The sequence below is a fragment of the Bradyrhizobium sp. P3_C3 genome, assembly GCF_056402655.1.
Window position 1 is genome coordinate 1 of the sequence record NZ_JBFUGY010000028.1, and the last position, 24,593, is coordinate 24,593.

At 65.1% G+C, this 24,593-nt stretch carries 22 protein-coding genes; 14 read left to right on the plus strand and 8 right to left on the minus strand.

Annotated elements, in window-relative coordinates:
- Together AC1DW2_RS27515 and AC1DW2_RS27520 are read left to right on the plus strand one after the other, a co-directional pair.
- Positions 1-283 (plus strand): hypothetical protein (locus AC1DW2_RS27515; protein ID WP_477007576.1); only part of this gene is annotated, 283 nt, incomplete at its 5' end.
- Positions 284-304: 21 nt separating this feature from the next.
- A complete protein-coding gene (locus tag AC1DW2_RS27520; RefSeq protein ID WP_477007577.1) occupies positions 305-1,843 on the plus strand; it encodes a peroxidase family protein in 1,539 nt (512 codons plus the stop codon).
- Positions 1,844-1,938: 95 nt separating this feature from the next.
- Here the strand turns inward: AC1DW2_RS27520 and AC1DW2_RS27525 are convergent, their stop codons facing one another.
- On the minus strand, positions 1,939-2,457 hold the full coding sequence (locus AC1DW2_RS27525) for a hypothetical protein (RefSeq protein ID WP_477007578.1): 519 nt from the start codon (positions 2,455-2,457) through the stop codon (positions 1,939-1,941).
- Between the two features lie 38 nt (positions 2,458-2,495).
- A complete protein-coding gene (locus tag AC1DW2_RS27530; RefSeq protein WP_477007579.1) occupies positions 2,496-4,043 on the minus strand; it encodes an acetolactate synthase large subunit in 1,548 nt (515 codons plus the stop codon).
- Positions 4,044-4,312: 269 nt separating this feature from the next.
- On the opposite strand from AC1DW2_RS27530, the gene AC1DW2_RS27535 reads away from it, so the two are divergent.
- Positions 4,313-4,891 (plus strand): L,D-transpeptidase, encoded by a 579-nt coding sequence (locus AC1DW2_RS27535; RefSeq protein ID WP_063985416.1) that lies wholly within the window; start codon positions 4,313-4,315, stop codon positions 4,889-4,891.
- Positions 4,892-4,975: 84 nt separating this feature from the next.
- Entirely contained in the window at positions 4,976-5,791 is an 816-nt protein-coding gene (locus AC1DW2_RS27540) for a DUF2927 domain-containing protein (RefSeq protein ID WP_477007580.1), read from the plus strand.
- A 185-nt stretch (positions 5,792-5,976) separates the two neighbouring features.
- Here the strand turns inward: AC1DW2_RS27540 and AC1DW2_RS27545 are convergent, their stop codons facing one another.
- Positions 5,977-7,104, minus strand: coding sequence for a threonine synthase (locus AC1DW2_RS27545; protein WP_477007581.1), 1,128 nt, complete (start codon positions 7,102-7,104; stop codon positions 5,977-5,979).
- Between the two features lie 383 nt (positions 7,105-7,487).
- On the opposite strand from AC1DW2_RS27545, the gene AC1DW2_RS27550 reads away from it, so the two are divergent.
- The 3 genes from AC1DW2_RS27550 to upp are packed head-to-tail and all read left to right on the plus strand — an operon-like array spanning position 7,488 to position 10,677.
- Positions 7,488-8,744, plus strand: coding sequence for a GTP cyclohydrolase II (locus tag AC1DW2_RS27550; protein WP_477007582.1), 1,257 nt, complete (start codon positions 7,488-7,490; stop codon positions 8,742-8,744).
- Between the two features lie 7 nt (positions 8,745-8,751).
- The gene (locus tag AC1DW2_RS27555) at positions 8,752-9,990 is read left to right on the plus strand and encodes a URC4/urg3 family protein (protein WP_477007583.1); all 1,239 of its coding nucleotides are present in this window, start codon (positions 8,752-8,754) and stop codon (positions 9,988-9,990) included.
- 57 nt (positions 9,991-10,047) lie between these two features.
- Positions 10,048-10,677 (plus strand): uracil phosphoribosyltransferase, encoded by a 630-nt coding sequence (upp, locus tag AC1DW2_RS27560; RefSeq protein WP_014492299.1) that lies wholly within the window; start codon positions 10,048-10,050, stop codon positions 10,675-10,677.
- Positions 10,678-10,742: 65 nt separating this feature from the next.
- Here the strand turns inward: upp and AC1DW2_RS27565 are convergent, their stop codons facing one another.
- Both AC1DW2_RS27565 and AC1DW2_RS27570 read right to left on the minus strand, forming a co-directional pair.
- Positions 10,743-11,855 (minus strand): M48 family metallopeptidase, encoded by a 1,113-nt coding sequence (locus AC1DW2_RS27565; protein WP_477007584.1) that lies wholly within the window; start codon positions 11,853-11,855, stop codon positions 10,743-10,745.
- A 3-nt stretch (positions 11,856-11,858) separates the two neighbouring features.
- A complete protein-coding gene (locus AC1DW2_RS27570) occupies positions 11,859-13,004 on the minus strand; it encodes a YjgN family protein (RefSeq protein ID WP_477007651.1) in 1,146 nt (381 codons plus the stop codon).
- A 399-nt stretch (positions 13,005-13,403) separates the two neighbouring features.
- On the opposite strand from AC1DW2_RS27570, the gene AC1DW2_RS27575 reads away from it, so the two are divergent.
- Together AC1DW2_RS27575 and AC1DW2_RS27580 are read left to right on the plus strand one after the other, a co-directional pair.
- Positions 13,404-14,669, plus strand: coding sequence for a cytochrome P450 (locus AC1DW2_RS27575; RefSeq protein ID WP_063985422.1), 1,266 nt, complete (start codon positions 13,404-13,406; stop codon positions 14,667-14,669).
- Positions 14,670-14,723: 54 nt separating this feature from the next.
- Positions 14,724-15,998 carry a cytochrome P450 gene (locus AC1DW2_RS27580; protein WP_477007585.1) on the plus strand — a complete coding sequence of 425 codons (1,275 nt, stop codon included), beginning with the start codon at positions 14,724-14,726 and terminating at the stop codon, positions 15,996-15,998.
- A gap of 234 nt (positions 15,999-16,232) precedes the next feature.
- Here the strand turns inward: AC1DW2_RS27580 and AC1DW2_RS27585 are convergent, their stop codons facing one another.
- Positions 16,233-17,153, minus strand: a complete 921-nt coding sequence (locus tag AC1DW2_RS27585) for a LysR substrate-binding domain-containing protein (protein ID WP_063985424.1) — start codon at positions 17,151-17,153, stop codon at positions 16,233-16,235.
- Positions 17,154-17,278: 125 nt separating this feature from the next.
- Between AC1DW2_RS27585 and AC1DW2_RS27590 the strand changes: the two genes are divergently transcribed.
- The 4 genes from AC1DW2_RS27590 to mdlC all read left to right on the plus strand — a co-directional run bounded on the left by AC1DW2_RS27590 (position 17,279) and on the right by mdlC (position 22,220).
- Positions 17,279-18,448, plus strand: a complete 1,170-nt coding sequence (locus tag AC1DW2_RS27590; protein ID WP_071909679.1) for an acyl-CoA dehydrogenase family protein — start codon at positions 17,279-17,281, stop codon at positions 18,446-18,448.
- Positions 18,449-18,457: 9 nt separating this feature from the next.
- Positions 18,458-19,561, plus strand: a complete 1,104-nt coding sequence (locus AC1DW2_RS27595; protein WP_477007586.1) for a CaiB/BaiF CoA transferase family protein — start codon at positions 18,458-18,460, stop codon at positions 19,559-19,561.
- Between the two features lie 15 nt (positions 19,562-19,576).
- Positions 19,577-20,428 (plus strand): HTD2 family dehydratase, encoded by an 852-nt coding sequence (locus AC1DW2_RS27600; protein WP_477007587.1) that lies wholly within the window; start codon positions 19,577-19,579, stop codon positions 20,426-20,428.
- A gap of 169 nt (positions 20,429-20,597) precedes the next feature.
- Entirely contained in the window at positions 20,598-22,220 is a 1,623-nt protein-coding gene (mdlC, locus tag AC1DW2_RS27605; protein ID WP_477007588.1) for a benzoylformate decarboxylase, read from the plus strand.
- Between the two features lie 57 nt (positions 22,221-22,277).
- On the opposite strand, the gene AC1DW2_RS27610 is transcribed toward mdlC, so the two are convergent.
- Positions 22,278-23,054: an SDR family NAD(P)-dependent oxidoreductase gene (locus AC1DW2_RS27610; protein WP_477007589.1), complete on the minus strand. Its 777-nt coding sequence runs from the start codon at positions 23,052-23,054 to the stop codon at positions 22,278-22,280.
- 75 nt (positions 23,055-23,129) lie between these two features.
- Here AC1DW2_RS27610 and AC1DW2_RS27615 point away from each other — a divergent pair, with 75 nt between their 5' ends.
- Entirely contained in the window at positions 23,130-23,591 is a 462-nt protein-coding gene (locus AC1DW2_RS27615) for a MarR family winged helix-turn-helix transcriptional regulator (RefSeq protein WP_477007590.1), read from the plus strand.
- Between the two features lie 139 nt (positions 23,592-23,730).
- Here AC1DW2_RS27615 and AC1DW2_RS27620 read toward each other — a convergent pair whose 3' ends face one another.
- Positions 23,731-24,525, minus strand: coding sequence for an SDR family oxidoreductase (locus tag AC1DW2_RS27620; protein ID WP_063985431.1), 795 nt, complete (start codon positions 24,523-24,525; stop codon positions 23,731-23,733).
- Positions 24,526-24,593: the final 68 nt, after the last annotated feature.

Sequence of the window (24,593 nt, forward strand, 5' to 3'; positions counted from 1 at the left end):
CCGCGACACTTATTGCGTGAAGACGATCCACTTCGCCGACAGTCCGGCCAAGTCACTTGCGCGAAGCCGCTCGCGCATGCCGATGACGAGAATGTTATCCGTCATCGCTCCGGGAAAAATTTGCAAAGCGCGGCCGCAGCTTGCTCGTAACGCTCCCTTTCGGAACAACATCGATGTCGCGCAGTGTGTGAAGCAGATCGCTTGTGGCACCCAATCGCCTGATCTAGCGTCGCATGCATATTCTGTTGCGAACAACTTTAGCTTTATTCGTTGCACGTCGTGACTTTTCAGGGAGGTGTTTTCAATGAGCAGCCGCCACAGCATTGTTCCGCGCGGTCTGAACGCAACGCGTTCGCCGCTTTCCCAGGGCCGCTTCGGACGCATGTTCCGCAAGCTCACGCCGGCGAAATTCGGTCCGAACGACGCCGACAATGTCGCGAACCTTTCGGCGCTGGCCGACAAGATGGTCGCCGACTTCGATGGTCCGAAGGACGGGCCGGACGCGGAGGAGAGCGGCATTCCCGCGCTCTACACCTATTTCGGCCAGTTCATCGACCACGACATCACCTTTGATCCGGTCAGCTCGCTGACCAAGCAGCAGGATCCCGACGGGCTCGTCGACTTCCGCACGCCGTCGCTCGATCTGGACAATCTCTACGGCCGTGGTCCGAACGATCAGCCCTACATGTATGAAGGCATCAAGTTCCGGCTCGGCGAGAAGCTGACCGGCGCGGGCGTACCCGATGCCAGCGACCTGCCGCGCTTCAAGGGCCGCGCCCTGATCGGCGACCCCCGCAACGACGAGAACAGCATCGTCTCGCAGTTCCAGGCCTTGATGCTGCGCTTTCACAACCGCATGGTCGACGACAACGACAGCCTGTCGTTCGAAGAGGTGCAGCAGCGTGTCCGATTCCATTATCAATACGTCGTGCTGAACGACTTCCTGCCGCGCATCGTCCACGCCAGCGTGCTGGACGAGCTGAAGACCGCGGGCCAGTACGACCGCAGCAAGCTCGCCCACTACCACTGGAAGACTTATCCGTTCATGCCGGTCGAGTTCTCGGTTGCGGCCTACCGTCTCGGCCATTCCATGATCCGCCCCGGCTATCGGCTGAACGATGCGGACAACATGCTGTTGCAGATCTTCCCCGACCCCCACAATCCCGACAAGAACGCGCTGACCGGCTTCCGCGCCATGGGCCCGGGACGCGCCATGGATTGGGGCCGCTTCATCGATCTGGACACGCGTCCCTACGGCGTCGAGGACGACGACACCAACCCCGACAACAAGAAGCGGCTGCAGTTCGCCTATCGCATCGACGCCTCGCTGGTCGATCCGCTGCGCAAGCTGCCGCCGGAGGTCGCATCCAATCCGTCGTCGCTGGCGCTGCGCAATCTCGAGCGCAGCTGGCGGCTCGGCCTGCCCTCAGGCCAGGCCGTCGCCAAGGCGATGAACCTGACGCCGCTGACGGATGATCAGATCATCGTCGGCAAGGCCGTCGACGAACCCGGCGCGGGCGATCCGCAAACTGGGATCGCGACCATCGCGAACGGGGTGTTTGCCAGCAATTGCCCGCTCTGGACCTACATCCTGGCCGAGGCGCGGCAATTCCAGACCGCCGTGACGATCCCGGCCACCGGCGCGCCGGCAACCGGAATCAACACGCCGCAGCTCGGCCCCGTCGGCGGTCGCATCGTCGCCGAGGTCTTCCTCGGCATGATGTTCGGCGACCATTCCTCCGTGCTGTCGCTCGACCCGCAATGGACGCCGGTGACCGGCTCCAGCTTCGCGCTGAAGGACCTCGTCGCCTACGCGCTCGGCCAGGGCGATCCGCTGCACTGAGCTTGATACGATGAGGCTGGACTGACGCTTAGAAAAAGGTGCGTTCCCTCCCTGCAAGGGGGGAGGGAACGGAGAGAGCGGTGCTCGTGACCGCTCTAATGCGCAGTCCCTAGACCGCTCTCCTCCAGCCGCGCCGCAAACCATAGCGACAGCGGCTGATCGACCAGGCCGCTGACATAGACTTCCGAAATCGTCACATGCTGCCTGTCCAGCACCAGCAGCAAGCCGATCCAGTACGCGAACCAGACATGCGCGTCGGTCAGCGCCATCAGCTTGTGCTGGTCGTGGTCGAGCGAGGTGTGATTGCTCGCCTTGCGGATCTCGACGGCGAGCAGATTGTTCGGGATCTCGCGCTGATGCACGACAACATCGGGGTAGATCGACTTTCCCAGATGATCGTCGGTGGAGACGATGGTGCCGTGCGGCAGATGCAGCGTGCGCTCGCCGAGGCGGTCGTAGTTGCAATCGACTGACCAGCCGGAGAATTGCCGCTCCAGATAGACGGCGAAGCGGTGCGTCACCGCCCGCTCGCCGACGTCCTTCTCGAACAAGAATCCTTCGTGGGCGTAGAAGTCCCGGAGCGCCGCGATCACCTTGTTCAGCTCGGTCTGCATCTTGCCCCCCAGCCCTCGGCGCTCCCTGATGCTGCGCCCTACATCTGGACTTCGATCAGCCGCGGCCCGGGCTCGGCGACGGCTTCGGCCAGAGCCTTGTTGAACTCTTCGGCATTGGTGACGGCGCGGCCGGGCACGCCCATGCCCTTCGCCAGCGCGACGAAGTCCAGTGTCGGACGGTCGAGCCGCAGCATGTCGTTGGCACGCTGGCCGGGCTCGCCGGCACCGACATTGTCGAACTCGCCGCGCAGGATCTGGTAGATGCGGTTGGCGAACACGATGGTGACGATGTTGAGGTTCTCGCGGGCCTGCGTCCACAGCGACTGGATCGTGTACATCGCGCTGCCGTCGCCGACCATGGTGATCACCTTGCGGTCCGGACATGCGATCGCGGCGCCGATCGAAAGCGGCGTGGAGAAACCGATCGAGCCGCCCATGTTCTGGAGCCAGTCGTGCGGAGCGGCCGCCGCCGTCGGCGGGAAGAAGCCGCGGCCGGTGGTCAGGGATTCGTCGACCATGATCGCGTTCTCGGGGATGGCGCATGCGATCGCCTGCGCAATCGAGGCGAAGGTCAGCGCGCCGGTCGGCTTCACCAGCTCAGCCAGGGCCTGCGGCTTGACGTCCTTCGCGCTCGCCTTCACCGCGCCGGCCAGTGCTTCGAGCGCCGCGACCGAATTCTCGCCCCAGGAGGTCATGCGATGCACCTCGCAGCCCTCGGGCTTGAGCATGCTCGGCTTGTTCGGATAGGCGAAGAACGCCACCGGATCATCGGACTCGACCAGCACGATGTGCCGGAACTTCGCCAGCATCGGCAGCGCGTTCTCGATCACGTAATGAATGCGGTCGATCGAATAGCGGCCGCGGCCGCGCGCCATCTTGGGACGGAAGGTCGGGCCCATCACCGTGCAGCCGGTCTTGCCGGCGATACGCTCGGCCAGCGCCAAGCCCTGTTCGCTCAGCGCGCTGCCGGTCATCAGCAGCAGCGTACCCTCGCCGTCGCCGTGCAGGATCTTCGCGGCCCGCTCGACCGCCTGTGGCGAATAGCCCACGCGCTGCTGCTCGGCCGGTACCTCGGCGATGCCATCGGCCTCGTTCCAGGCGGTGTCGGCGGGCAGGATCAGGGTCGCGATCTGTGGCGGTGCGCTCTTGGCGGCGGCGATCGCCGCGGCGCCGTCAGCTGCAACCGATTTGGAGTCCGGCGAGGTGCGGACCCAGGACGACATCGGCCGGGCCAGGCCCTCGATGTCGGAGGTCAGCGGCGCGTTGTAGTCGATGTGGTAGACCGCATGCTGGCCGACGATGTTGACGATGCCGGAATTCGCCTTCTTGGCGTTGTGCAGATTGGCCAGGCCATTGGCCAGGCCGGGGCCGAGATGGAGCAGCGTCGAAGCCGGCGTGCCCTTCATGCGGAAATAGCCGTCGGCGGCCCCCGTCACCACGCCTTCGAACAGGCCGAGCACGCAGCGCATGCCCGGTACGCGATCGAGCGCCGCGACAAAATGCATCTCGGAGGTGCCTGGGTTGGTGAAGCAGACATCCACCCCACCCTTGACCATCGTCCGCACCAGGCTTTCCGCACCGTTCATCCCAAAGCTCCCTGCAACCGGCAATATTCAAATGTCCCCTCGATCAATCATTGTTCGCCGCCTCCGTCAAAGCAATAGCCGGCGTCGCTGGCCTGCCCCGCGCGACGATGCGCTTGTTTGGCTAATGCTTTCAGGCAAATTAGCGTGGTTGCCGGTTTGGTAACGCCAAACGTTAAGGATGATCTCCCTCACGGGCCCGTGGCTTGCGAAATGCCCGCAAATATGGCCTGTGACTTCAGTTGAATCCGATTTTTTTGCTGGGGGAAACAATGATCCGATTTTTTGCCGCGCCGATTGCCGCCATCGCACTGCTGTCGGCCACCGCCGGCGGCGCATTCGCCGAGGGGTTCGACTCGCGCGAGATCATGGGCTTCGGCCCGAGCTTCTTCCGCGGCGGCTCTAGCCCGATCCCCCGCACCACCATCATGTACAACGGCAATTACGCCCCCGGCACGATCGTGGTGAACACGAGCGAGCGCCGCCTGTATCTGGTGCTCCAGAACGGCCAGGCGCTGCGCTACGGCATCGGCGTCGGCCGCGACGGCTTCCGCTGGGGCGGAGTGCACAGGATCACCGCCAAGAAGGAATGGCCGGACTGGACGCCGCCGTCGCAGATGCTGGCCCGCCGGCCCGACCTGCCGCGCCACATGAAGGGCGGCATCGAGAATCCGCTCGGCGCGCGCGCGATGTATCTGGGCTCGACGCTCTACCGCATCCACGGCTCCAACGAGCCGGAGACGATCGGCCAGGCCGTGTCCTCGGGCTGCTTCCGCATGACCAACGAGGACGTCAGCGATCTCTACAGCCGCGTCTCGGTCGGCACCAAGGTGGTCGTGCTCAACAACTAGCCGTCGGCGAACTGCGGGAACCCGCAGGGCGCGTGAATATGCGGTCTTGTGCGTCGCTGCCGAATACGGCAGCGTCGGGACGCAATGAGCGCATTGGCCCCGCCTTCGTCAGGCTTTCGCATCGCCCTGCTGGCGCTCGCCACTTTCGCGTTCGCCCCTGACACCGCTACCATCGCCGTCGCGGGCGAWTTGCCCGCGATCGCCTCGCGCCAGCGCGCCGAGAAGAAGAGCTTCACCGACGGCGAGATCGTCGAAGGCTTTCTGAAGACGGCGTTCGGCGCCGAATACCACCTCGCCGGCCGCGTCGACCGCATCCGGAAATTCGACGGGCCGGTGCGCGTCTACGCCGAGAGCGAGCGCGCCGACCGCAAGACGCAGCTCGCCAAGGTCGTGGCCGACATCGGCAGGCGCGTGCAGCATCTCGACATCGCCATGATCGACACCAGCGAAGCCGCGAACGTGCGGGTGAAGCTGGTTCGCGACCGCGACCTGTTTCGGACGATTTCCAGCTTCTACGGCGCGGAGAAGGCGCGCGAGATCCGCACCTCGCTCGATCCGCAATGCCTGTCCGGCTTCCGCAAGAACGACAATTTCGAGATCGAGCATTCCGACGTGATCCTCACCGTCGACAACGGCGATTTCACCTTCCTCGATTGCGCCTATGAGGAACTGCTGCAATCGCTCGGCCCTATCAACGACACCGCGAGCGTGCCGTGGACCATGTTCAACGACAATGTGTCGATGGGCTATTTCGACGTCTACGACCAGTACATCCTCAACCTGCTCTACGATCCCCGCATCAAACCCGGCATGACCGTGCAGGAGGTCAGGGCGGTGCTGCCCCAGGTGCTCGCCGATGTGCGCGCCTGGGTGAAGCGGGTGAATGATCTGAAGGAGTGAGGTGCCGTTACCCTCCCCTGGAGGGGGAGGGTCGGCTCGCAGCGCGTCAGCGATGCGAGACGGGGTGGGGTGAAAGTCTCTCCACCGAAGCGCTGCCCGTGTGGAGAGATCACCCCACCTCGCTCGCGCTGCGCGCGATCGACCCTCCTCCTCCAGGGGCGGGTAAGCGCGCGCCTCCTCCGCCTCTACTGCACGAGATCGGCGACGGTGGTCGCGGCTTTCAGGCCGGTGCCGGTGAGGACCGCGACCGTGGTCTCGTTCGCCTTGATCGATCCGGCGCCGGAGAGTTTCTCAAGCGCAGCGGCCGCGCTGGCGCTGGTCGGTTCGGCAAACAATCCCTGCCGCGCAAGACGCCGCAACGCGGCGACGATCTCGTCCTCGGTCAGCGCAACGGTGCCGCCGCCGCTCTCGCGCAAGCTCCCGATGATCTCGCGCAGGCGCAGCGGATTCTTGATGGCGGTGCCTTCGGCGACGGTCTTGTTCACCTCGCGGGCGACGGGCGTGTCGACACCCGCCTTGAAGCTGGCATCGATCGGCGAGCAGTTTAGCGGCTGCGCCGCGAACAAGCGCGGCAGCTTCGCGATCTGCCCGGCTTTCAGCAGCTCGCGGAAACCGAAGGCGCAACCGAGCAGGCTGCTGCCGGCGCCAACGGGTACGATGATGTTGTCGGGCGCGCGAAAACCGAGGTCTTCCCAGATTTCATAGGCGAGCGACTTGGTGCCTTCGAGGAAGAACGGCTGCCAGTTGTGGCTGGCATAGAAAGTCTGGCTCGACTGCCGGATGGCCTCGGCCTCCGACTCCTCGCGCGGGCCCTCGACGAGTTGCACCGCGGCGCCATAGGCGCGCACCTGCGCGATCTTGGCCGGCGACGTCGACGCTGGCGCCAGGATCTTCACGCGCATCCCGCCGGCGGCACCTAACCCCGCCATCGACGAGCCGCCATTGCCGGAGGAGTCCTCCAGGATCGCGTCGACGCCGATCTGCCGCAGGAACGACAGCATCACCGCAGAGCCCCTGTCCTTGAAGCTGCCGGTCGGGTTGAACCATTCGAGCTTGAAGAACGGACGCAGATCGCCCCAGTCCTGCTGGACCAGCGGTGTGCAGCCTTCGCCGAGCGTGATCGGCTTTTTGATCTCGACCGGCAGCGCCGCCCGGTAGCGCCAGAGCGAGCGCGTGGCGCCGTCAATGTCCGCGCGCGATATGCTTGGTCCCGGCGTCACCAGCAGCGGCGTGCGCTCATCCGAGCACCAGCGCGGCTGGTCCAGCGGATAGAGCTGTCCGTTGCGGGGGTCGATGTAGCTGGCGGTGGGCATGGCAGTCTCCAGGCGAGAGGCGACCTATTTGTCCGATTATGTGGGTCCGGTCCAGCCCAAGGCACCGCGGTGGCGCAACCGCCGCGCCGCCCTCTTGAAAACATGAAAAATATAACTACTTCAAATCCTTAGACCTATCGCGCGGATCGAATAGCAAGGTTCGGCCGGGGCGAAGGAGCGGCATCCAGGCGAGCCGGACCTGCCCGTCGGTGACGGGAATTTGGCCAGGGTCGCCTGCCCGGCGCGGAACCATTAACTTGTCTGTCGTCGCCAGCCGCTACAATATGTTGGATTGAGCTTGCATCGCCGGTGTTCGGCACCGGCAACGCAGGTGAGCCAGGCCCGTCCGAGCGGCGGGCCGTCGGCTTTTTGGGAGCCTGGACATGAGCCGCGCGAACCGTACCGATCACATCCGCCTTACCTCCCATCCGGAGCCGGGCAAAAAGGCCGCGTTTCCGATTCACTGGGGCGCAGCCGACGCGCGCGCCCGGGGGCCGATCATCGGCACGGTATCGCGCGCTGGGGATCGCAACGTGATCGGCAGCCATGGCGGCTCCTACGCGATGTACCGGGCGCTCGCGGTGTCCGCAGGCGCGCTCGATCCGATCCGCCGGCCCGACCTCACCAACACCTTTCCGGCCGCGACCATCGGGCCGTTCGAGCAATGGCGCGATGCCGACAAGATCGTCGCGCTCGATCCCTGGGGGCATCTCGTCGCGGAGAATTTCGGCAAGGACATCGCCGAAGGCGTCGACATCCGCCCGAGTATCGCGGTGACGCGGGCGCGGCTCGACTTGCCTGAGATCCGTGAAGCGCTGGCCGCAAAACGGCTGCGCGCCGACGGCGAGGTCGTGCATGCCAATGGCAGCGTGTCGGTGGTGAAGATCGCGATCGATCCGGTCTGGTACCTGCCGGGCCTTGCGACGCGCTTCGGCACCGGCGAGACCGAGCTGCGGCGCACGCTGTTCGAGCAGACCGCCGGCATGTTCCCCGAGTTGGTCACCCGACCGGACATGAAGGTGTTTCTGCCGCCGATCGGCGGCACCACCGTCTACATGTTCGGCGATGTAACAAAACTGCCGGACCACCGCACCAAGATCACTTGCCGCGTGCATGACGAGTGCAACGGCTCCGACGTGTTCGGCTCCGACATCTGCACCTGCCGGCCCTATCTCATTCACGGCATCGAGGAATCCGCGCGCGGCGCGCAGGAAGGCGGGCTCGGGCTCGTCATCTACAACCGCAAGGAAGGCCGCGCGCTCGGCGAGGTCACCAAATTCCTGGTCTACAATGCCCGCAAGCGCCAGGAGGACGGCGATGCGGCCGCCGCCTATTTCGAGCGCACCGAATGCGTCGCCGGCGTCCAGGACGCGCGCTTCCAGCAATTGATGCCGGATACGATCCACTGGCTCGGCCTGAAGCGCATCGACCGTTTCCTGTCGATGAGCGACATGAAATACGACGCGCTGACCTCGCAAGGCATCGACATCGTCGAGCGCGTGCCGATCCCGCTGGAGCTGATCCCGGCCGACGCCCATGTCGAGATCGCCGCGAAGAAGGCCGCCGGCTACTACACCACCGACATCGCGCCGGAGAAGGACGTGGACGGCGTGGTCGGGCGCTCGCTGGAAAAGTACTGATCGCGCGATGGCGGAGGCTTTGGAACAACAAGCCCGCTCCCTGCTCAGCGCAGGAGCGGTTCGCGCGCGTGCCGCAAAAATGCTCGAGATCGGCCTCGCCGGCGGGCTCCGGCACTTCACGATCGACCTTGACCGCATGGACGGCGTCGCGGAGGCCGTGATCGCGGTCACGCGCAAGGCCTATCCGACGCTGGAGATTCCCTTCCATGCCCGCTGGCGGCATTTCGTGCTCGGCGGCGTCGATCGCTGGGCGAGGCTTGCCAACGTCGCATCGTGGCCGGATCGCGCGGCACGTGCGCGCGCCGAGTTCGACCTCGCCATTGTCAGCGTGCTGCTCGACGCAGGTGCGGGAGCCACGTGGCGCTATCGCGACGCCGGGACCGGCGAAAGTATCGGCCGATCGGAGGGGCTTGCCATCGCAAGCCTCGACATGTTTGCAGGCGGCCTATTCTCCGGCGATGCGCGCGCGCCGTTCAGGGCCGATGCAGACGTGCTAGCGAAACTACCGCTCGCCTCCCTCACCTCCGCCTTTCAGGTGAGCGATGCCAATCCGCTGCTCGGTCTCGACGGACGCACTGATCTGCTGCGGCGTCTGGGCAAGCTGGTTGCCGAGCGCGCGGACGTTTTCGGCCTGCACGATACGCCACGGCCAGGGGGCCTGTTCGATCACATCGCGGCGCAGGCTGTGGGCGGCGCGGTCGCCGCGCCCGCCATCCTGTCCGCAGTGCTGAACCAGCTTGGACCGATCTGGCCGTCACGGCTCGAGCTCGCCGGGATTCCGCTCGGTGATTGCTGGCGTCATCCTGCCATCGAGGCGGACGACGCAACGGCGGGCCTCGTCCCCCTGCACAAGCTGTCGCAATGGCTGAGCTATTCGCTGATCGAACCGCTGCAGCGCGCCGGCTTCGACGTCACCGACATCGACGGCCTGACCGGACTTGCCGAATACCGCAATGGCGGCCTGTTCGTCGATCACGAGGTGCTGCGCCTGCGCGATCCCGCCGATGCCGAGCGTGCGCATGCGGTGGATTCCCTGCTCGTCGTGGAGTGGCGCGCGCTCACCGTCGCGCTGCTCGACCGGCTTGCGAGCAGCATCCGCGCCAAGCTCGGCCGCACGCCCGAGACCTTGCCCCTCGCGAGCATTCTCGAAGGTGGCAGCTGGGCTGCCGGCCGCGCCATCGCCTTCGCGCGCCGGCCCGACGGCGCACCGCCGCTCAAGGTGATCAGCGACGGCACGGTTTTTTAATCCATTCGTCCGCAGCGTAGTCCATTGCGTATCGATGAATTTCAGGAGCATCCCATCATGGAAGGCGTCACGATCGTCGATCATCCACTGGTGCAGCACAAGCTGACGCTGGTGCGGGACAAGTCTATCTCGACCAAGTCCTTCCGCGAGCTGATCAAGGAGATCGGCATGCTGCTGTGCTACGAGATCACGCGGGATCTGCCGCTCGCCGATACCGTCATCGAGACGCCGCTGGCGACGATGCATTCGGCCAAGATCGCCGGCAAGAAGCTGGTGTTCGTGCCGATGCTGCGGGCCGGCACCACCTTCGTCGACGGCATGATGGATCTGGTGCCGACCGCGCGCGTCGCCCATATCGGCCTCTACCGCGAGCCGCACAGTTTTGCCGCGGTCGAGTATTTCTTCAAATCGCCGTCCGACCTCAGCGAGCGCCTGGCGATCGTGGTGACCCCGGTGGTCGCCACCGCCAACACGGCCGTCGCCGCGATCGACCGGCTGAAGGAGCGCGGCGCCAGGGATATCCGCCTCGCCTGCCTGATCGCGGCCCCTGAGGGGCTCGAACGGCTGCGCGGACTGCATCCCGACGTTCCGATCTGGACGGCTGCAGTGGACGAAGGTCTCGACGAGAACGGCTTTATCCTGCCGGGCCTCGGCGATGCCGGCGACCGCGCTTACGGGACGCGGTAGGCGAAAGCTCTTTTTTTGACGCGTTTTCTTCACGCGAACCGGTCGCCACTTCGCTCGAAAACGCTCTAGATCTTCCCGCTGCCGCAAATCAGCTTGAGCGACTGCCATTCCTTGTCCGTCAGCAGCGGCGGGCCGCTGGCGGGACGATCTTCCTTCGTCATGCGCGCGAGGCGGTCTTCGGTGAGCGGGTGGCTCGCCAGGATCGTGGTGAGGCCGGAGCCGCCTTCCTTGCCGGTGATGCGGAACATCAATTCGGCCGCGGGCTTCGGCGAGCGGCCGAGCTTGTGCATGATCTCGATCGCAAACGTATCGGCAGCGGTTTCGGCCTCGCGCGAATAGGAGGCTTCGACCACGCTGCGCGAGGCGAAGATCACGGCGCTCGAGCCGGTGACGTCGCCGAACAACAGGCCGATCAGGAACGATGTGCCGCCGTTGTAGATCAGCCCGCGCATGTTGTCGTAATGCTTGAGATGGCCGAGCTCGTGGGCAAGGATGCCGGCGAGCTCGTCGGGGTTTTCGGCCTTGTCGACCAGGCCCCTCAGTACGTACACCTTGCCGCCGGGCAGCGCGAATGCATTCGGCACCGAGGTCGGCAGCACGCCGGCCGTCATAGAATCGCCGTCGAGGCCGGCGGCATCGCGCAGACGATTGACCAGTTTTGTGAACGCGGCCTTGCCCGCGGGGTCTTCGCACGCTTTGCGGCCGAAGATGGTTTTCACCTGGACTTCGGAGGCGTCGCCGATGCGCCGTTCGATCGGCTTGGGCACCAGCGGCGCGAGCCGGTCGGCAGCGAGCGGCACACCGAACAGCACGACGCAAACGATGGAGACGGCGGCGGCCACCGACCAGCCGACGATTTTTGCGACACCACGGCGCGACGTCTGGTGCTCGTCGAGACGCATGCAGCGGGCGGTCACGTCGGCGGCGAGCGCGGCGTCGCGAATTTCAAGCCGCGCCAGCGGCGGCGCGGATGTCGAGGCCAGGCGCAATATCCCGGCCGGACTGTCGGCGCGGCGAATGTCGGCATAGGTCCAGCGAACCGGCGCTCCGCCCTCCTCGACGATATCGAGCGCATCCCCGAGCGCCAGCGACACCTCCCGCCTGCGGCTCGACACGCCGTCGAAGAAGATCGTCGGCTTGGCGGACTGCGCCGGAACCTCGGTGGACAACTCACTCACAGATCAGAATCCCGCGACATCGAGCCCGTCGGCAAAGCCTTCGCCGAGCGCGCTGGCAAGCTCACCGCTACCGCGTACATCCGCCGCGGCCCCGATGTTGTGCACCTCGACGGTTTCCAGCACCTTGGCCCAGAGATCGCGCTGCAGATAGACCCGCATGACGATGTTGATCGCCAGCGCCACGGCGAAATAGCCGATGACCATCATGACCAGCATCGGGATGCTCTTGCCGGCATTTCCGGGGCCGAAGACCTGATCAGCCGGAACGCCACTCAGCTGGACGACGAGTAAGGCGCCACCGCCCATATAGGCGGCGAAAACGGCCGAAAGCAGCATCCACCAGCCGATCACTTTCCAGTACAGGCCGTAGAACGCGTTGTGCGGCAACTCCGAGGACAGGCTGACACCGCCGATGCGGATGCCGTCGAGCCACCAGCGCCATTCCCGCGCCTTGAACTCGGCATAGAAGAACGGGGCGAGCGGGAAGATCACGATTGCGATCGGGCTCAAGAGCCACAGCCACCAGCCGCGCTTGAAGAAGGTCCAGCCGTCGCCTTCGAAATCGCCGGAGAGATCGCCGTAATGGGTGTGCCGCATCTTGTAGCGTTCGAGCGACGCCTCGCGCCAGGGCAGCGCCAGGCCGAGGGTGAGGAACACCAGCAGGCCCCACGCCATGKCGCGGAACGAATAGGCCCAGCCCGAACCGTCCATCCAGAACCGGACGCCGCGCCAGACCGTGCGCGTCAGGCGATAGCGCCGCGCGCGAAAAATCGCGAACTGGCCGAAGGCATAGAAGCTGATGAACAGCGGCGTCGAGGCAAAGCCCTGCCAGCGCTCGAACTCGATGCCAATGAGAAAATAAGCGAGGTAGATCGGCACCAGGATCGCGAGCGCGAACAGGAAGCCGACCAGCAGCTCCTTGGCTCGCCCGGTGTATTCGGCCGCATCGCCGTCGACCGCGGTGTTCGTCCACAAATGACGGCGGATGTCGGTGACCAGCCAGAACCGATAGAAGCCGAAGGTGACGAGCTCAAGCATGGCACCCTTGGTGACCAATTTGCGGAACTCGGAGCGGTTGCCGGTGAAGTCGACCCGCGTGGGCGGTAGCGGCGGGGGTAAGGGTTCGGAGCCGATGGGGGCCCATTGCATGTCGTTCACGGCGGCAACCTCGGGGTGCGGACCTGATACGGTCAAACTATAGATCAGAGATTTGGTCGATCCCCAAGATGGCTGGGTTCGATTTACCTCGATTTCTCGCATGATTCCGCAGGCGCGGGGGTGCGGGAGATCACGTTGACACATCTGCGTGACGGTTGCTGATCCGTAGCCCGGATGGAGCGGAGCGTAATCCGGGACAGCGCCAATGGCGGCCCGAATCCCGGATTTCGCTCCGCTCCATCCGGGCTACGCGTCTAGCCACCTCTCGCAAAGGTTGGATGTGGCAAAAGTCTCCCTTGCTCCGACGCAGACAACCGGCTGTAATTGCAAATCAAATACCGCAGCGCAGAATTCAACGAGAACGCGCGGTTCATGTCAGGGAGAGCGGTCATGCATGGGACCATCGAGAGCGCGGCGAAGCTCGACGAGCTACGCGCGCGCGCCACGTCACTGCCGCTGGAGCAGTTCGATCCGGGCGATCCCGAGTTGTTCAGGACCGATACGTTCTGGCCCTATTTCGATCGGCTGCGCCGTGAAGATCCCGTGCACTATTGCAAGGACTCGATGTTCGGGCCGTACTGGTCGGTGACGCGCTACAACGACATCATGGAGATCGAGACCAACCATTCGGTGTTCTCCTCGGCCTCCGCGCTCGGCGGCATCACCATCCGCGACATCGACCCGGACCTGCGCCGCGAGAGTTTCATCTCGATGGATCCGCCGCGCCACGCGGCGCAGCGCAAGACCGTGGCGCCGATGTTCACCCCGACGCATCTGGACAATCTCGCGCTCAGCATCCGCGAGCGCTCCGCCGAGTGCCTCGACAATCTGCCCGTGGGCCAGGTGTTCGACTGGGTCGACAAGGTCTCGATCGAGCTCACCACGCAGATGCTGGCGGTGCTATTCGACTTCCCCTGGGAAGACCGCCGCAAGCTGACGCGCTGGTCCGATATCGCCACCACCATTCCCGGCCCCGACGGCCTCGTCGCGACCGAAGACGAACGCCAGGCCGAGCTGACGGAATGCGCGGGCTATTTCGCGCGGCTGTGGAAGGAGCGCATCGAGCAGCCGCCGAAGAGCGACCTGCTCTCGATGATGGCGCACGGCGCCGCGACGCGCGACATGGATGCAAAAAACTTCCTCGGCAATCTCATCCTTTTGATCGTCGGCGGCAACGACACCACCCGCAACACGATGTCGGGATCGATCTACGCGCTGAGCCAGCATCCGGAGCAGTATCGCAAGCTGCGCGAGAACCCCGGCCTGCTCGACAGTTTCGTGCCGGAGGTGATCCGCTGGCAGACGCCACTGGCGCATATGCGGCGCACCGCACTTGCCGACTTCGAGTTCCGCGGCAAGCAGATCAAGCAAGGTGACAAGGTCGTGATGTGGTACGTCTCGGGCAACCGCGACGAGGAAGCGATCGAAAAGCCCTACGATTTCATCATCGACCGCGCCCGCCCGCGCACGCATCTGTCCTTCGGCTTCGGCATTCACCGTTGCGTCGGCTTGCGGCTTGCCGAACTTCAGCTCAAGATTATCTGGGAAGAGATCCTCAAGCGCTTCGACCATATCGACGTGGTCGGCGAACCCAAACGGGTCTATTCGAGTTTCGTAAAGGGACTTGAAACCTTGCCGGTGAAGATCACGGCGTGAGATCACTCCCTCTCCCCGCTTGCGGGGAGAAAGAGAAACACTGGAGCTACGACCATGAACATCCAGACTCCGGTCAAAACCGACAACGCCGAACGCATGCGCAGGGCCCGCGAGGAGGCCTATGCGACGCCGCTGGCGCAATTCCACCCCGGCGCACCCAGGCTGTTCCAGGACGACACCCTCTGGCCGTGGTTCGAGCGGTTGCGCAAGGAAGAGCCGGTGCATTACTGCACCAATGCGCCGATCGAGCCGTACTGGTCGGTGGTGAAGTACAACGACATCATGCATGTCGACACCAGTCACGGCATCTTCTCCTCGGACTCGACGCTCGGCGGCATCGGGATCCGCGACGTGCCGCAGGGCTATGACTGGCCGAGCTTCATCGCGATGGACCAGCCGCAGCATTCGGCGCAGCGCAAGACGGTGTCGCCGATGTTCACGCCGACGCATCTGGACGAGCTGGCAAAACTGATCCGCCAGCGCTCGCAGACCGTGCTCGACAATCTGCCCCGCAACGAGACCTTCAATTTCGTCGAACGCGTCTCGATCGAGCTGACGACGCAGATGCTGGCGACCCTGTTCGACTTCCCCTGGGAAGAACGCCGCAAGCTGACGCGCTGGTCTGATGTCGCGACCGCGCTGCCCAAGAGCGGCATCGTCGCCTCCGCCGAAGAGCGCCGCCGCGAGATGGACGAATGCTACGCCTACATGTCCAAGCTCTGGAACGAGCGCGTCAACTCCGCGCCGCGCAACGATTTGCTGTCGCTGATGGCCCATAACGACGCGACGCGCTTCATGGACCCCGACAATCTCATGGGCAACATCATCCTGCTCATCGTCGGCGGCAACGACACCACGCGCAACACCATGAGCGGCTCGGTGCTGGCGCTGAGCGAGAACCCGGACCAGTTCGACAAGCTGCGCGCCAATCCGGAGCTGATCGACTCCATGGTGCCCGAGGTGATCCGCTGGCAGACGCCGCTGGCGCATATGCGGCGTACCGCGCTACAGGACACCGAAATCGGCGGCAAGCATATCAAGAAGGGCGACCGCGTCGTGATGTGGTACGTCTCGGGCAACCGCGACGAGGAGATGTTCGAGAAGCCGAACGACTTCATCATCGACCGCCCGCGGCCGCGCACCCACCTCTCCTTCGGCTTCGGCATCCACCGCTGCGTCGGCATGCGCCTCGCCGAATTGCAGCTGCGGATCGTGTGGGAGGAGATGCTGAAGCGCTTCGACCGCATCGAGGTGGTCGGCGAGCCCAAGCGGATCTATTCGAGCTTCATCAAGGGGTATGAGTCGTTGCCGGTGCGGATACCGGGGTAGGCCCCATTGTCATGCCCCGCGAAGGCGGGGCATCCAGTACGCCGCGGCCTCTCGGCTCGAGCACTGCAGCCTCTGGAATACTGGATCGCCCGCCTTCGCGGGCGATGACACTGAGGGTGAGGCTGGGAGCGCACGCTCACGCATCGTCCAGCCCAGCTATAAAATTCCGGCATGACAGGTCGCGCCAGATGCGAAGGCAAGTTGGCGCGCGGCTGTTCTAGGACACGCGTGCATCTAACTCAACTTGATGTCCCACAGGCCTTCCTTGCGGCAGGCCGCGACTTCCTCGCGCAATAGCGTCGTGATGGCGAGCGACGCCGTCGAGGCCGGACGGTCGATCGGAGAGGCGAAAATGAGCTCGCGCGTCATCGGCTTGGATACGGGCGCGGTCTCCAGCCGCCCGTCGGCGACCTCGCCGTGGACCGACGAGGGCGGCAGCAGCGCGAAGCCGAGGCCTTCCTCGACGAGGCTCGTCAGCACGCGGAACGAATCCGCCTCGAGCTGGACGTTGAGCTTGATCTTGCGCTGGGCGGCGGCGTGCTCGATCAGCGCGCGGAGACCGTGGGAATGACTGGGCAGCACCAGCCGCTGCCGCAGCAGCCAGCCGACATCGACGCTCTTCTTGCGCGCGAGGCCGCAGCCGCGCGGACCAACTGCGACGATATTGTCGCGGCCGAGGCTCTCCACGTTGAGATGCAGATCGGCGGAGCGGCCGTAGAGAATGGCCAGATCCATCTCGCCGCGATGCAGCCATTCGACGAGATGGCCGCTGTAGCTCTCGACGATGCGCAGCGAAATGCCGGGAAACTTTTCGACGCAGCGCCGCGCGAAGCGCGCCGACAGCACGCAGCTCACGGTCGGAACCAGTCCGAGCACGACCTGACCCGACGGCGGCCCCTTGGTCGACTGGATATCGTCGCGGATCTGGTCGATCTGCCGCACGATGCCGGAGGTGCGTGCCAGCAGGAGACGGCCGGCTTCCGTCAGCACCATGCCGCGTCCGTTGCGGGTGAACAATTCGGTGCGCAGCTCGTGTTCCAGCAGCTTGATCTGCCTAGAGAGCGCCGGCTGCGCCACGCGCAACGTGTCGGAGGCCTTGGAGAGGCTGCCGAGCTCCGCCACGCAACTGAAGGTCCTGAGCTGCCGGAAATCCATGCTTGCCAATCCTCGAAGGCTACTTCATACGCTATAGCAAATGAGCATAGGGGGCTGGCGATGTTTTCACAACGCCAGGGGATCGGCCGGCGTTATCTTGACTGCCGCTATCGATGGAAAACGCCATGAGTGAAGAACACCACACCGAAGATCACGCCGACATCCGCGAGGCCGTCGCAAAGCTCTGCGCGCAGTTTCCCGGCGAATACTGGCGCAAGCTCGACCGCGAGATGGCCTATCCCAAGGCGTTCGTCGACGCGCTGACGCAGGCCGGCTATCTCTCGGTGCTGATCCCCGAGGAATATGGCGGCGCGGGCCTGAAGCTTTCCGCCGCGGCGGCGATCCTCGAAGAGATCCAGCGTGCCGGCTGCAACGGCGGCGGCTGCCATGCCCAGATGTACACGATGGGCACCGTGCTGCGGCACGGCAATGACGAGCAGAAAGCAAAGTACCTGCCGAAGATCGCCAGCGGCGAATTGCGGCTTCAGGCGTTCGGCGTCACCGAGCCGACCAGCGGCACCGACACCTCCTCGCTGAAGACCTTTGCGCGCAAGGAAGGCAACGACAGCTACATCGTCAACGGCCAGAAGATCTGGACCAGCCGGGCCGAGCATTCCGACCTGATGGTGCTGCTGGCGCGCACCACGCCGAAGGAGCAGAGCAAGAAGCGCACGGATGGTCTCTCGGTGTTCATCGTCGATATGCGCGAGGCCAAGAACAAGGGCCTCGAGATCCGCCCGATCCGCACCATGATGAACCACGCCACCACCGAAGTGTTCTTTACCGACATGAAGGTGCCGGCGGAGAATCTGATCGGCGAGGAAGGCAAGGGGTTCCGCTACATCCTCTCCGGCATGAATGCTGAGCGCATCCTGATCGCGGCTGAATGCGTCGGCGACGCCAAATGGTTCATTGCCAAGGCCACGAACTACGCCAAGGAGCGCGCGGTGTTCGGCCGGCCGATCGGCCAGAATCAAGGCATTCAGTTCCCGATCGCCAAGGCCTACGCCTCGATGCGCGCGGCAGAACTCATGGTGAAGGAAGCCACGCGCAAATACGAAGCCGGGCTCGACTGCGGCGCGGAGGCCAACATGGCCAAGATGCTCGCCGCGGATGCGTCGTGGGAAGCGGCAAACGCCTGCATCCAGACCCATGGCGGCTTCGGCTTCGCCGAGGAGTACGACGTCGAGCGCAAGTTCCGYGAGACGCGGCTCTACCAGGTGGCGCCGATCTCGACCAACCTGGTGCTGTCCTACGTCGCCGAGCACGTGCTCGGCATGCCCCGCTCGTACTGAGGCCGCATCATGGGAGCATTGGACGGGATCAGGGTGATTGCGGTCGAGCAGGCGGTCGCAGCGCCGTTCTGCTCGTCGCGGCTGGCGGATGCCGGCGCGGAGGTGATCAAGATCGAGCGGCCCGAGGGCGATTTCGCTCGCGGCTATGACGCGGCGGCCAAGGGCCAGAGTAGCTATTTTGTGTGGCTCAACCGCGGCAAGCAATCGGCGGTGGTCGATCTCGCAACGAAAGAAGGCTGCGCCGAGCTCGAGAAGCTGATCGCAAGCGCGGACGTGCTGATCCAGAACCTCAAGCCGGGCTCGATGGACAAGCTCGGCTTTTCACGCGAACGGCTGCTGAAGGACTATCCGAAGCTGATCTCGTGCACGATCACCGGCTATGGCGACGAAGGCCCCTACGCCCACCGCAAGGCCTATGACCTGCTGATCCAGGCCGAGAGCGGCCTCGCCTCGATCACCGGCAACCCTGACGGCGCCTCGCGCGTCGGCATGTCCATCGTCGATGTCGCGACCGGCGCGACTGCGCATGCGGCGATCCTGGAAGCGCTGATCGCGCGCGGGCGCACCGGCAAGGGCTGTGACATCCGCATCTCCATGTTCGACGTGATGGCGGACTGGTGCACCGTGCCGCTGCTCAATTCCGAAGCCGGCAATCCGCCGAAGCGGATGGGCCTGCGCCATCCCTCGATCGCGCCCTACGGCGTGTTCACCTCGAAGGACGGCAAGGACATCCTGATCTCGATCCAGAGCGAGCGCGAGTGGAAGACGCTGTGCATCAAGGTGCTCGACCAGCCCGATTTGCCGGCCGATCCGCGCGTCGCCAACATGGTCGAGCGCGTGCGCAATCGCGACTTCACCGACAAAACGGTCGCAGATATCTTCGGCAAGATGACGCGCGACGAGCTGTTGAAGCGGCTGTCGGATGCCGACATCGCCTTTGCCGAGGTCAACACCATGGCCGACCTCACCAATCATCCGCATCTGCGCCGCATCGAGGTCGACACGCCGCAGGGACGTGTCAGCTATCCCGCGCCGGCGCCGATCATCGTCGGCGAGACCCGCAGCTATGGCGCCGTGCCAGGCATCGGCGAGCGGCCGGCCAAGAAGTCATAACAAGAGCGAGGCGTCATGACCGAGAAGCTCGACATCGATCATCTCAGGCAATGGATCGGCCGCAGCACCGAGGCCACCGACATCGTCACCGCGCAGCTCGTCAAGGGCCTGCGCGCGACGCTGTTCCAGGAGGTCGGCGAGCCCAAAAAGGGTGACGCCGCGCCGTTCACGGTACACTGGTGCCTGGCGCAGCCGGTGTTTCCGATGTCGATGCTCGGCCCCGACGGCCATCCGACCCGCGGCGGTTTCCTGCCGCCGGTGCCGTTGCCGCGCCGAATGTGGGCCGGCGGCGAGATCGAATTCCTGCAGCCCTTGCGTGTCGGCGATGAATCGACGCGGACCTCGCGCATCGCCGATGTCCAGGTGAAGACCGGTTCGACGGGCACGCTGTGCTTCGTCTCGGTCGAGCACAGCATCTCCTCGCCGAGGGGCGTTGCCATCCGCGAGCGGCAGGACATCGTCTATCGCGAGATGACGGCCACCGCGCCCGCCGGCGCCAAGGCCCCGCCCCCGCCGCCCAAGGCACAGCACCGCGAGACGCATGTGTCCGATCCCGTGCTGCTGTTTCGTTATTCCGCGCTGACCTTCAACGGCCACCGCATCCATTACGACCGTGACTACGTCACCAAGGTCGAGGGTTACCCGGGGCTGATCTTCCACGGGCCGTTGCAGGCGGCGCTCATCGTCGAGATGGCGGCAAAGCTGCACGATGGCAAGGCGCCGAAGAAGTTTTCGTATCGCGGACTTCAGCCGCTGTTCGAGGGCACCGAGTTCTCCATCAACGCCAACGCGACCGAGGCGGGCCTGGAGCTGTGGACCGCGAATGCGGAGGGACAGCCGACGATGAAGGGCACGGCGGTGTGGTGACGCTCTCTCCTCGTCATTGCGAGGAGCTCGTGACAAAATTGCGGAGCAATTTTGCACTGAAGCGACGAAGCAATCCAGACTGTCACCGTAGAGGCAGTCTGGATTGCTTCGCTTCGCTCGCAATGACGGGCGAGGCTAGTAGCGGCAATCAATAACAGGGACGGAAACCATGGCCAAGAACGGCAAGAGCGGCAGCAAGTCCGTCACCGTGAAGCAGGCGACGCTCGATCTGCTGCGCTCGCTGGGCATCGACAGGGTGTTCGGCAATCCCGGCTCGACCGAGCTGCCGTTCCTGAGCGACTGGCCTGATGACATCGACTACGTGCTGGCGCTGCAGGAGGCCTCCGCCGTCGGCATGGCCGATGGTTACGCGCAGGCGACGCGCAATGCCGGCTTCGTCAATCTGCACTCGGCGGCCGGCGTCGGTAACGCGCTCGGCAATATCTACACCGCGCACCGCAACCAGACGCCGCTCGTGATTACCGCGGGCCAGCAGGCGCGCTCGATCCTTCCCTTGCAGGCGTTCCTCTATGCCGAGCGCGCCTCCGAATTCCCGCGGCCTTACGTCAAGTACAGCGTCGAGCCGGCCCGGCCCGAGGACGTGCCGGCCGCGATCGCGCGGGCCTATTACACCGCGATGCAGCCGCCCTGCGGACCGACCTTCGTGTCGATCCCGATCGACGACTGGGCGCATGCGACCGCACCGGTCGAGGCACGCAAGGTCAGCCGCGAAATCGGGCCCGAGCCTGACGCGATGAAGACCCTCGTCGCGGCGCTCGGCTCTGCAAAACACCCTGCCCTCGTGGTCGGCCCTGGCGTCGACCGCGCCGGCGCGGTCGATCTGATGGTGCGCGTGGCCGAGAAGGCGAAGGCCAGCGTCTGGGTCAGCCCGTTCTCCGCGCGCTGCTCCTTCCCCGAGCGTCATCCCCAGTTCGCGGGCTTCCTGCACGCCTCGCCGGCACAACTGTCCGACGCGCTGCGTGAGCACGATGTGGTCGTCGTCGTCGGCGCACCGGTGTTCACCTTCCATGTCGAGGGCCATGCCGCGATCTTCGATGGCGGCGCGACGATTTTTCAGATCACCGACGATCCGGACGCGGCGGCGGTGACGCCGGTCGGCACCAGCATCATCGCGACCATGAAGCCGGCGCTCAGCCTGCTGCTCGACTTGCTGCCGGAGAGCAAACGCGCGACGCCGAAAGGCCGCACGCTGCCGCCGGCGCCACAAGCCGCCGATCCGCTGCCGGTGGAATTTTTGCTGCACTCGCTGTCGCAGGCGATGCCGGACGACGCGTCGCTTGTCGAGGAAGTGCCCTCGCACCGGCCGGCGATGCAGAAGTTCATGCCGATGCGCGGCCAGGACAGCTTCTACACCATGGCGAGCGGCGGCCTCGGTTACTCCCTGCCCGCGGCGGTCGGCATGGCGCTCGGCAAGCCGAAGAGCCGCACCGTGTGCCTGATCGGCGACGGCTCGGCGATGTATTCGATCCAGGCGCTGTGGACCGCCGCGCAGCGAAAGCTGCCGCTGACCATCGTCGTCATCAACAATTCCGGCTACGGCGCGATGCGCTCGTTCAGCCAGGTGATGCAGGTGAGGAACGTGCCGGGATTGGAGCTGCCGGGGATCGATTTCGTCAGGCTCGCCGAGGGCATGGGGTGCCATGCGGTGCGGGTGAGCAAGGCCGCGGAGCTGGGCGAGGCGCTCAAGCGCGGAATGGCGTTCGACGGGACGAGCCTCGTCGAGGTCGTCGTGGATTCGGCGGTGCCGGTGCTGTACGGGCAGAAGCATTAGCTTTGTCGTCCCTGCGAAGGCAGGGACGACACCGAATTTGCCGCGACATCGCGCCAACTACGACGCCAAAAATCCCCCGTCCGCCGCCAGCACGTGCCCGACGACATAGGATGACGCGTCGGACGACAGCCACACCACGGCCTCCGCCACTTCCTCCGGGCTCCCCATCCGCCGCAGCGGCAGGCCCGCACTGACGGTCGCGACATCGCCGACGCCGGCGCGCAGCATCATGTCGGTGACGACGCGGCCGGGCGCGATGGCGTTGATGCGGATGCCGCGCGGGGCGTTCTCCATCGCGGCCGAGCGTGTCAGCGAGATCGCAGCCGCTTTCGAGGCCGAGTAGAGCGAGAAGCCGGGATTGGGATTGCGCACGCCGCTGACGGAGGCGTTGACGACGATGCTGCCGCGGCCCTGCGCCAGCATCGCCGGCAGTTGATGGCGCAGGCACAAAAACAACGCACGGACATTGGTGTCGAACACCGTGTCGTAGATCTCCGTGCCCTGCTCTTCCAGCGGCGCGCGGCGCTCCTGGAATCCGGCATTGTTGAAAGCGACATCGAGCCGACCGCAGCGCTCGACCGCCGTGCGAACCAGGCGCGCGACGTCGTCCTCTCGCGTGATGTCGGTTTGGATCGCGATCGCGTCAGCGCCGAGCTCCCGGCACGCTGCGGCGGTGTCTTTGATTTCGGCTTCGCGCCGCCCCGCAACGACGATCGCCTCGGCGCCTTCCGAGGCCATCCGCAGCGCCGTGGCGCGGCCGATGCCGCTGCCGCCGCCCGTGACGAGGCAGACCTTGCCTCTCATCCGCATCCCGGCCGGCAAAGTTCCGCTCATGGCTCACTCCAAAACGCTTGCGCGCGACGTTGCGTGCATTTAGTTGTATGATACAACTATATGCCGGGAGTCAAGATGGCCGAGCTTGCGTTGATCGACGACATCCGCGCCGCCTCGCGGTTGATGGTGCGGGAGCTCGGCTTCATGGATGCGACGGTGGCGGCCTCGGACTATCCGCCCTCGGCGGTGCACACCATTTTGGAGATCGGGATTCGCGGCCCGATGAATTCAGGCGAGCTCGGCGATTACCTGCGGCTGGAGAAATCCAGCGTCAGCCGCATGGTGCGCAAGCTGGTCGATTGCGGCGAGCTGCGGGAGACGCCGGATGAAGCCGACGCGCGCAGCAAGCTGTTGTCGCTGACGGCGAAGGGCCGGCGCACGCTGGAGGCGCTGCACGCGTTCGGACGCCAGCAGGTGCGCGGCGCGCTGGCCGCGCTGACAGAGGCCGAGCAGCGCACGGTGCGCGAGGGCTTGATGCTCTATGCCCGGGCGCTGCGGCAGAGCCGGATGGACGATGAGGGGGAGTCGGCGGCGTAGCCGCATTCTCAGTGTCATCGCCCGCTAAGGCGGGCGATCCAGTATTCCAGAGACCGCTGTGATTCCTCGACAGGCCGCGGCGTACTGGATTCCCCGCTTCCGCGGGGAATGACAGCGGTGCGGGTGGCACCAGCCTACCCTACTTCCCGAACTCCTCCCGCATCTTCGCTTGGATCTTGGCCATGCCGCCGATCCAGCGGTCGTAATTCTCGGTCTTCTTGCGCATGTAGCCGAGAACCTGGGGGTGCGGCAGGATCAGGAACGTCTCCTGCGCGAGGCCGGCGAGCACGTCTTTCGCGACCTGCTCCGGCGTGAGATCACCGTCGCCGGATTGCGGCCCCTTCGGGATCGAGCGCAGCATGTTGGTGTCGACGCCCTGCGGGCAGAGGATCGAGACCTTGATATTGTCCGCCTTGTGCGAGATCGCGAGATTTTCGGCAAAGCCGACCGCGGCGTGCTTGGTGGTGGAATAGGCCGGGCTTCCGACCTGCGACAGCAGACCTGCCGCCGAGATCGTGTTGAGGAAATAGCCGCCGCCGCGCGCCTTCATGCGGGGAATGAGATACCGCGCCGCATAGACATGGGCCATGACATGGATCGCCCAGCTCCGCTGCCACGGCTCGTCGGAGGCGCCGCCGGCATTGACCGACATCGGATCGAAGCCGCCGCCGATGCCGGCATTGGAGCAGAACAGTTCGATCGGGCCGAACTGCCGTTCGGTCTCCTCGATGACGTGGGCGATCTCCTTTTCCTGCGCGACGTCGCATCTGAAGGCCGCGCCATCCACCGTGGCGGCGACGGCTCTTGCATTGGCGGCGTCCATGTCAGCGACGACGACCTTGGCGGCACCCGCCTTGTGGAAGGCCTCGCACAGCGCCTTGCCGATGCCGTTTGCGCCGCCCGTGACGACCACGACCTTGCCGGTCACCTGCATGCGACGTCTCCTCTTTGCCTTGTAGCGCTTCTCTTTTCGGATAGCGCTTCGCTATCTTATACCGCTTC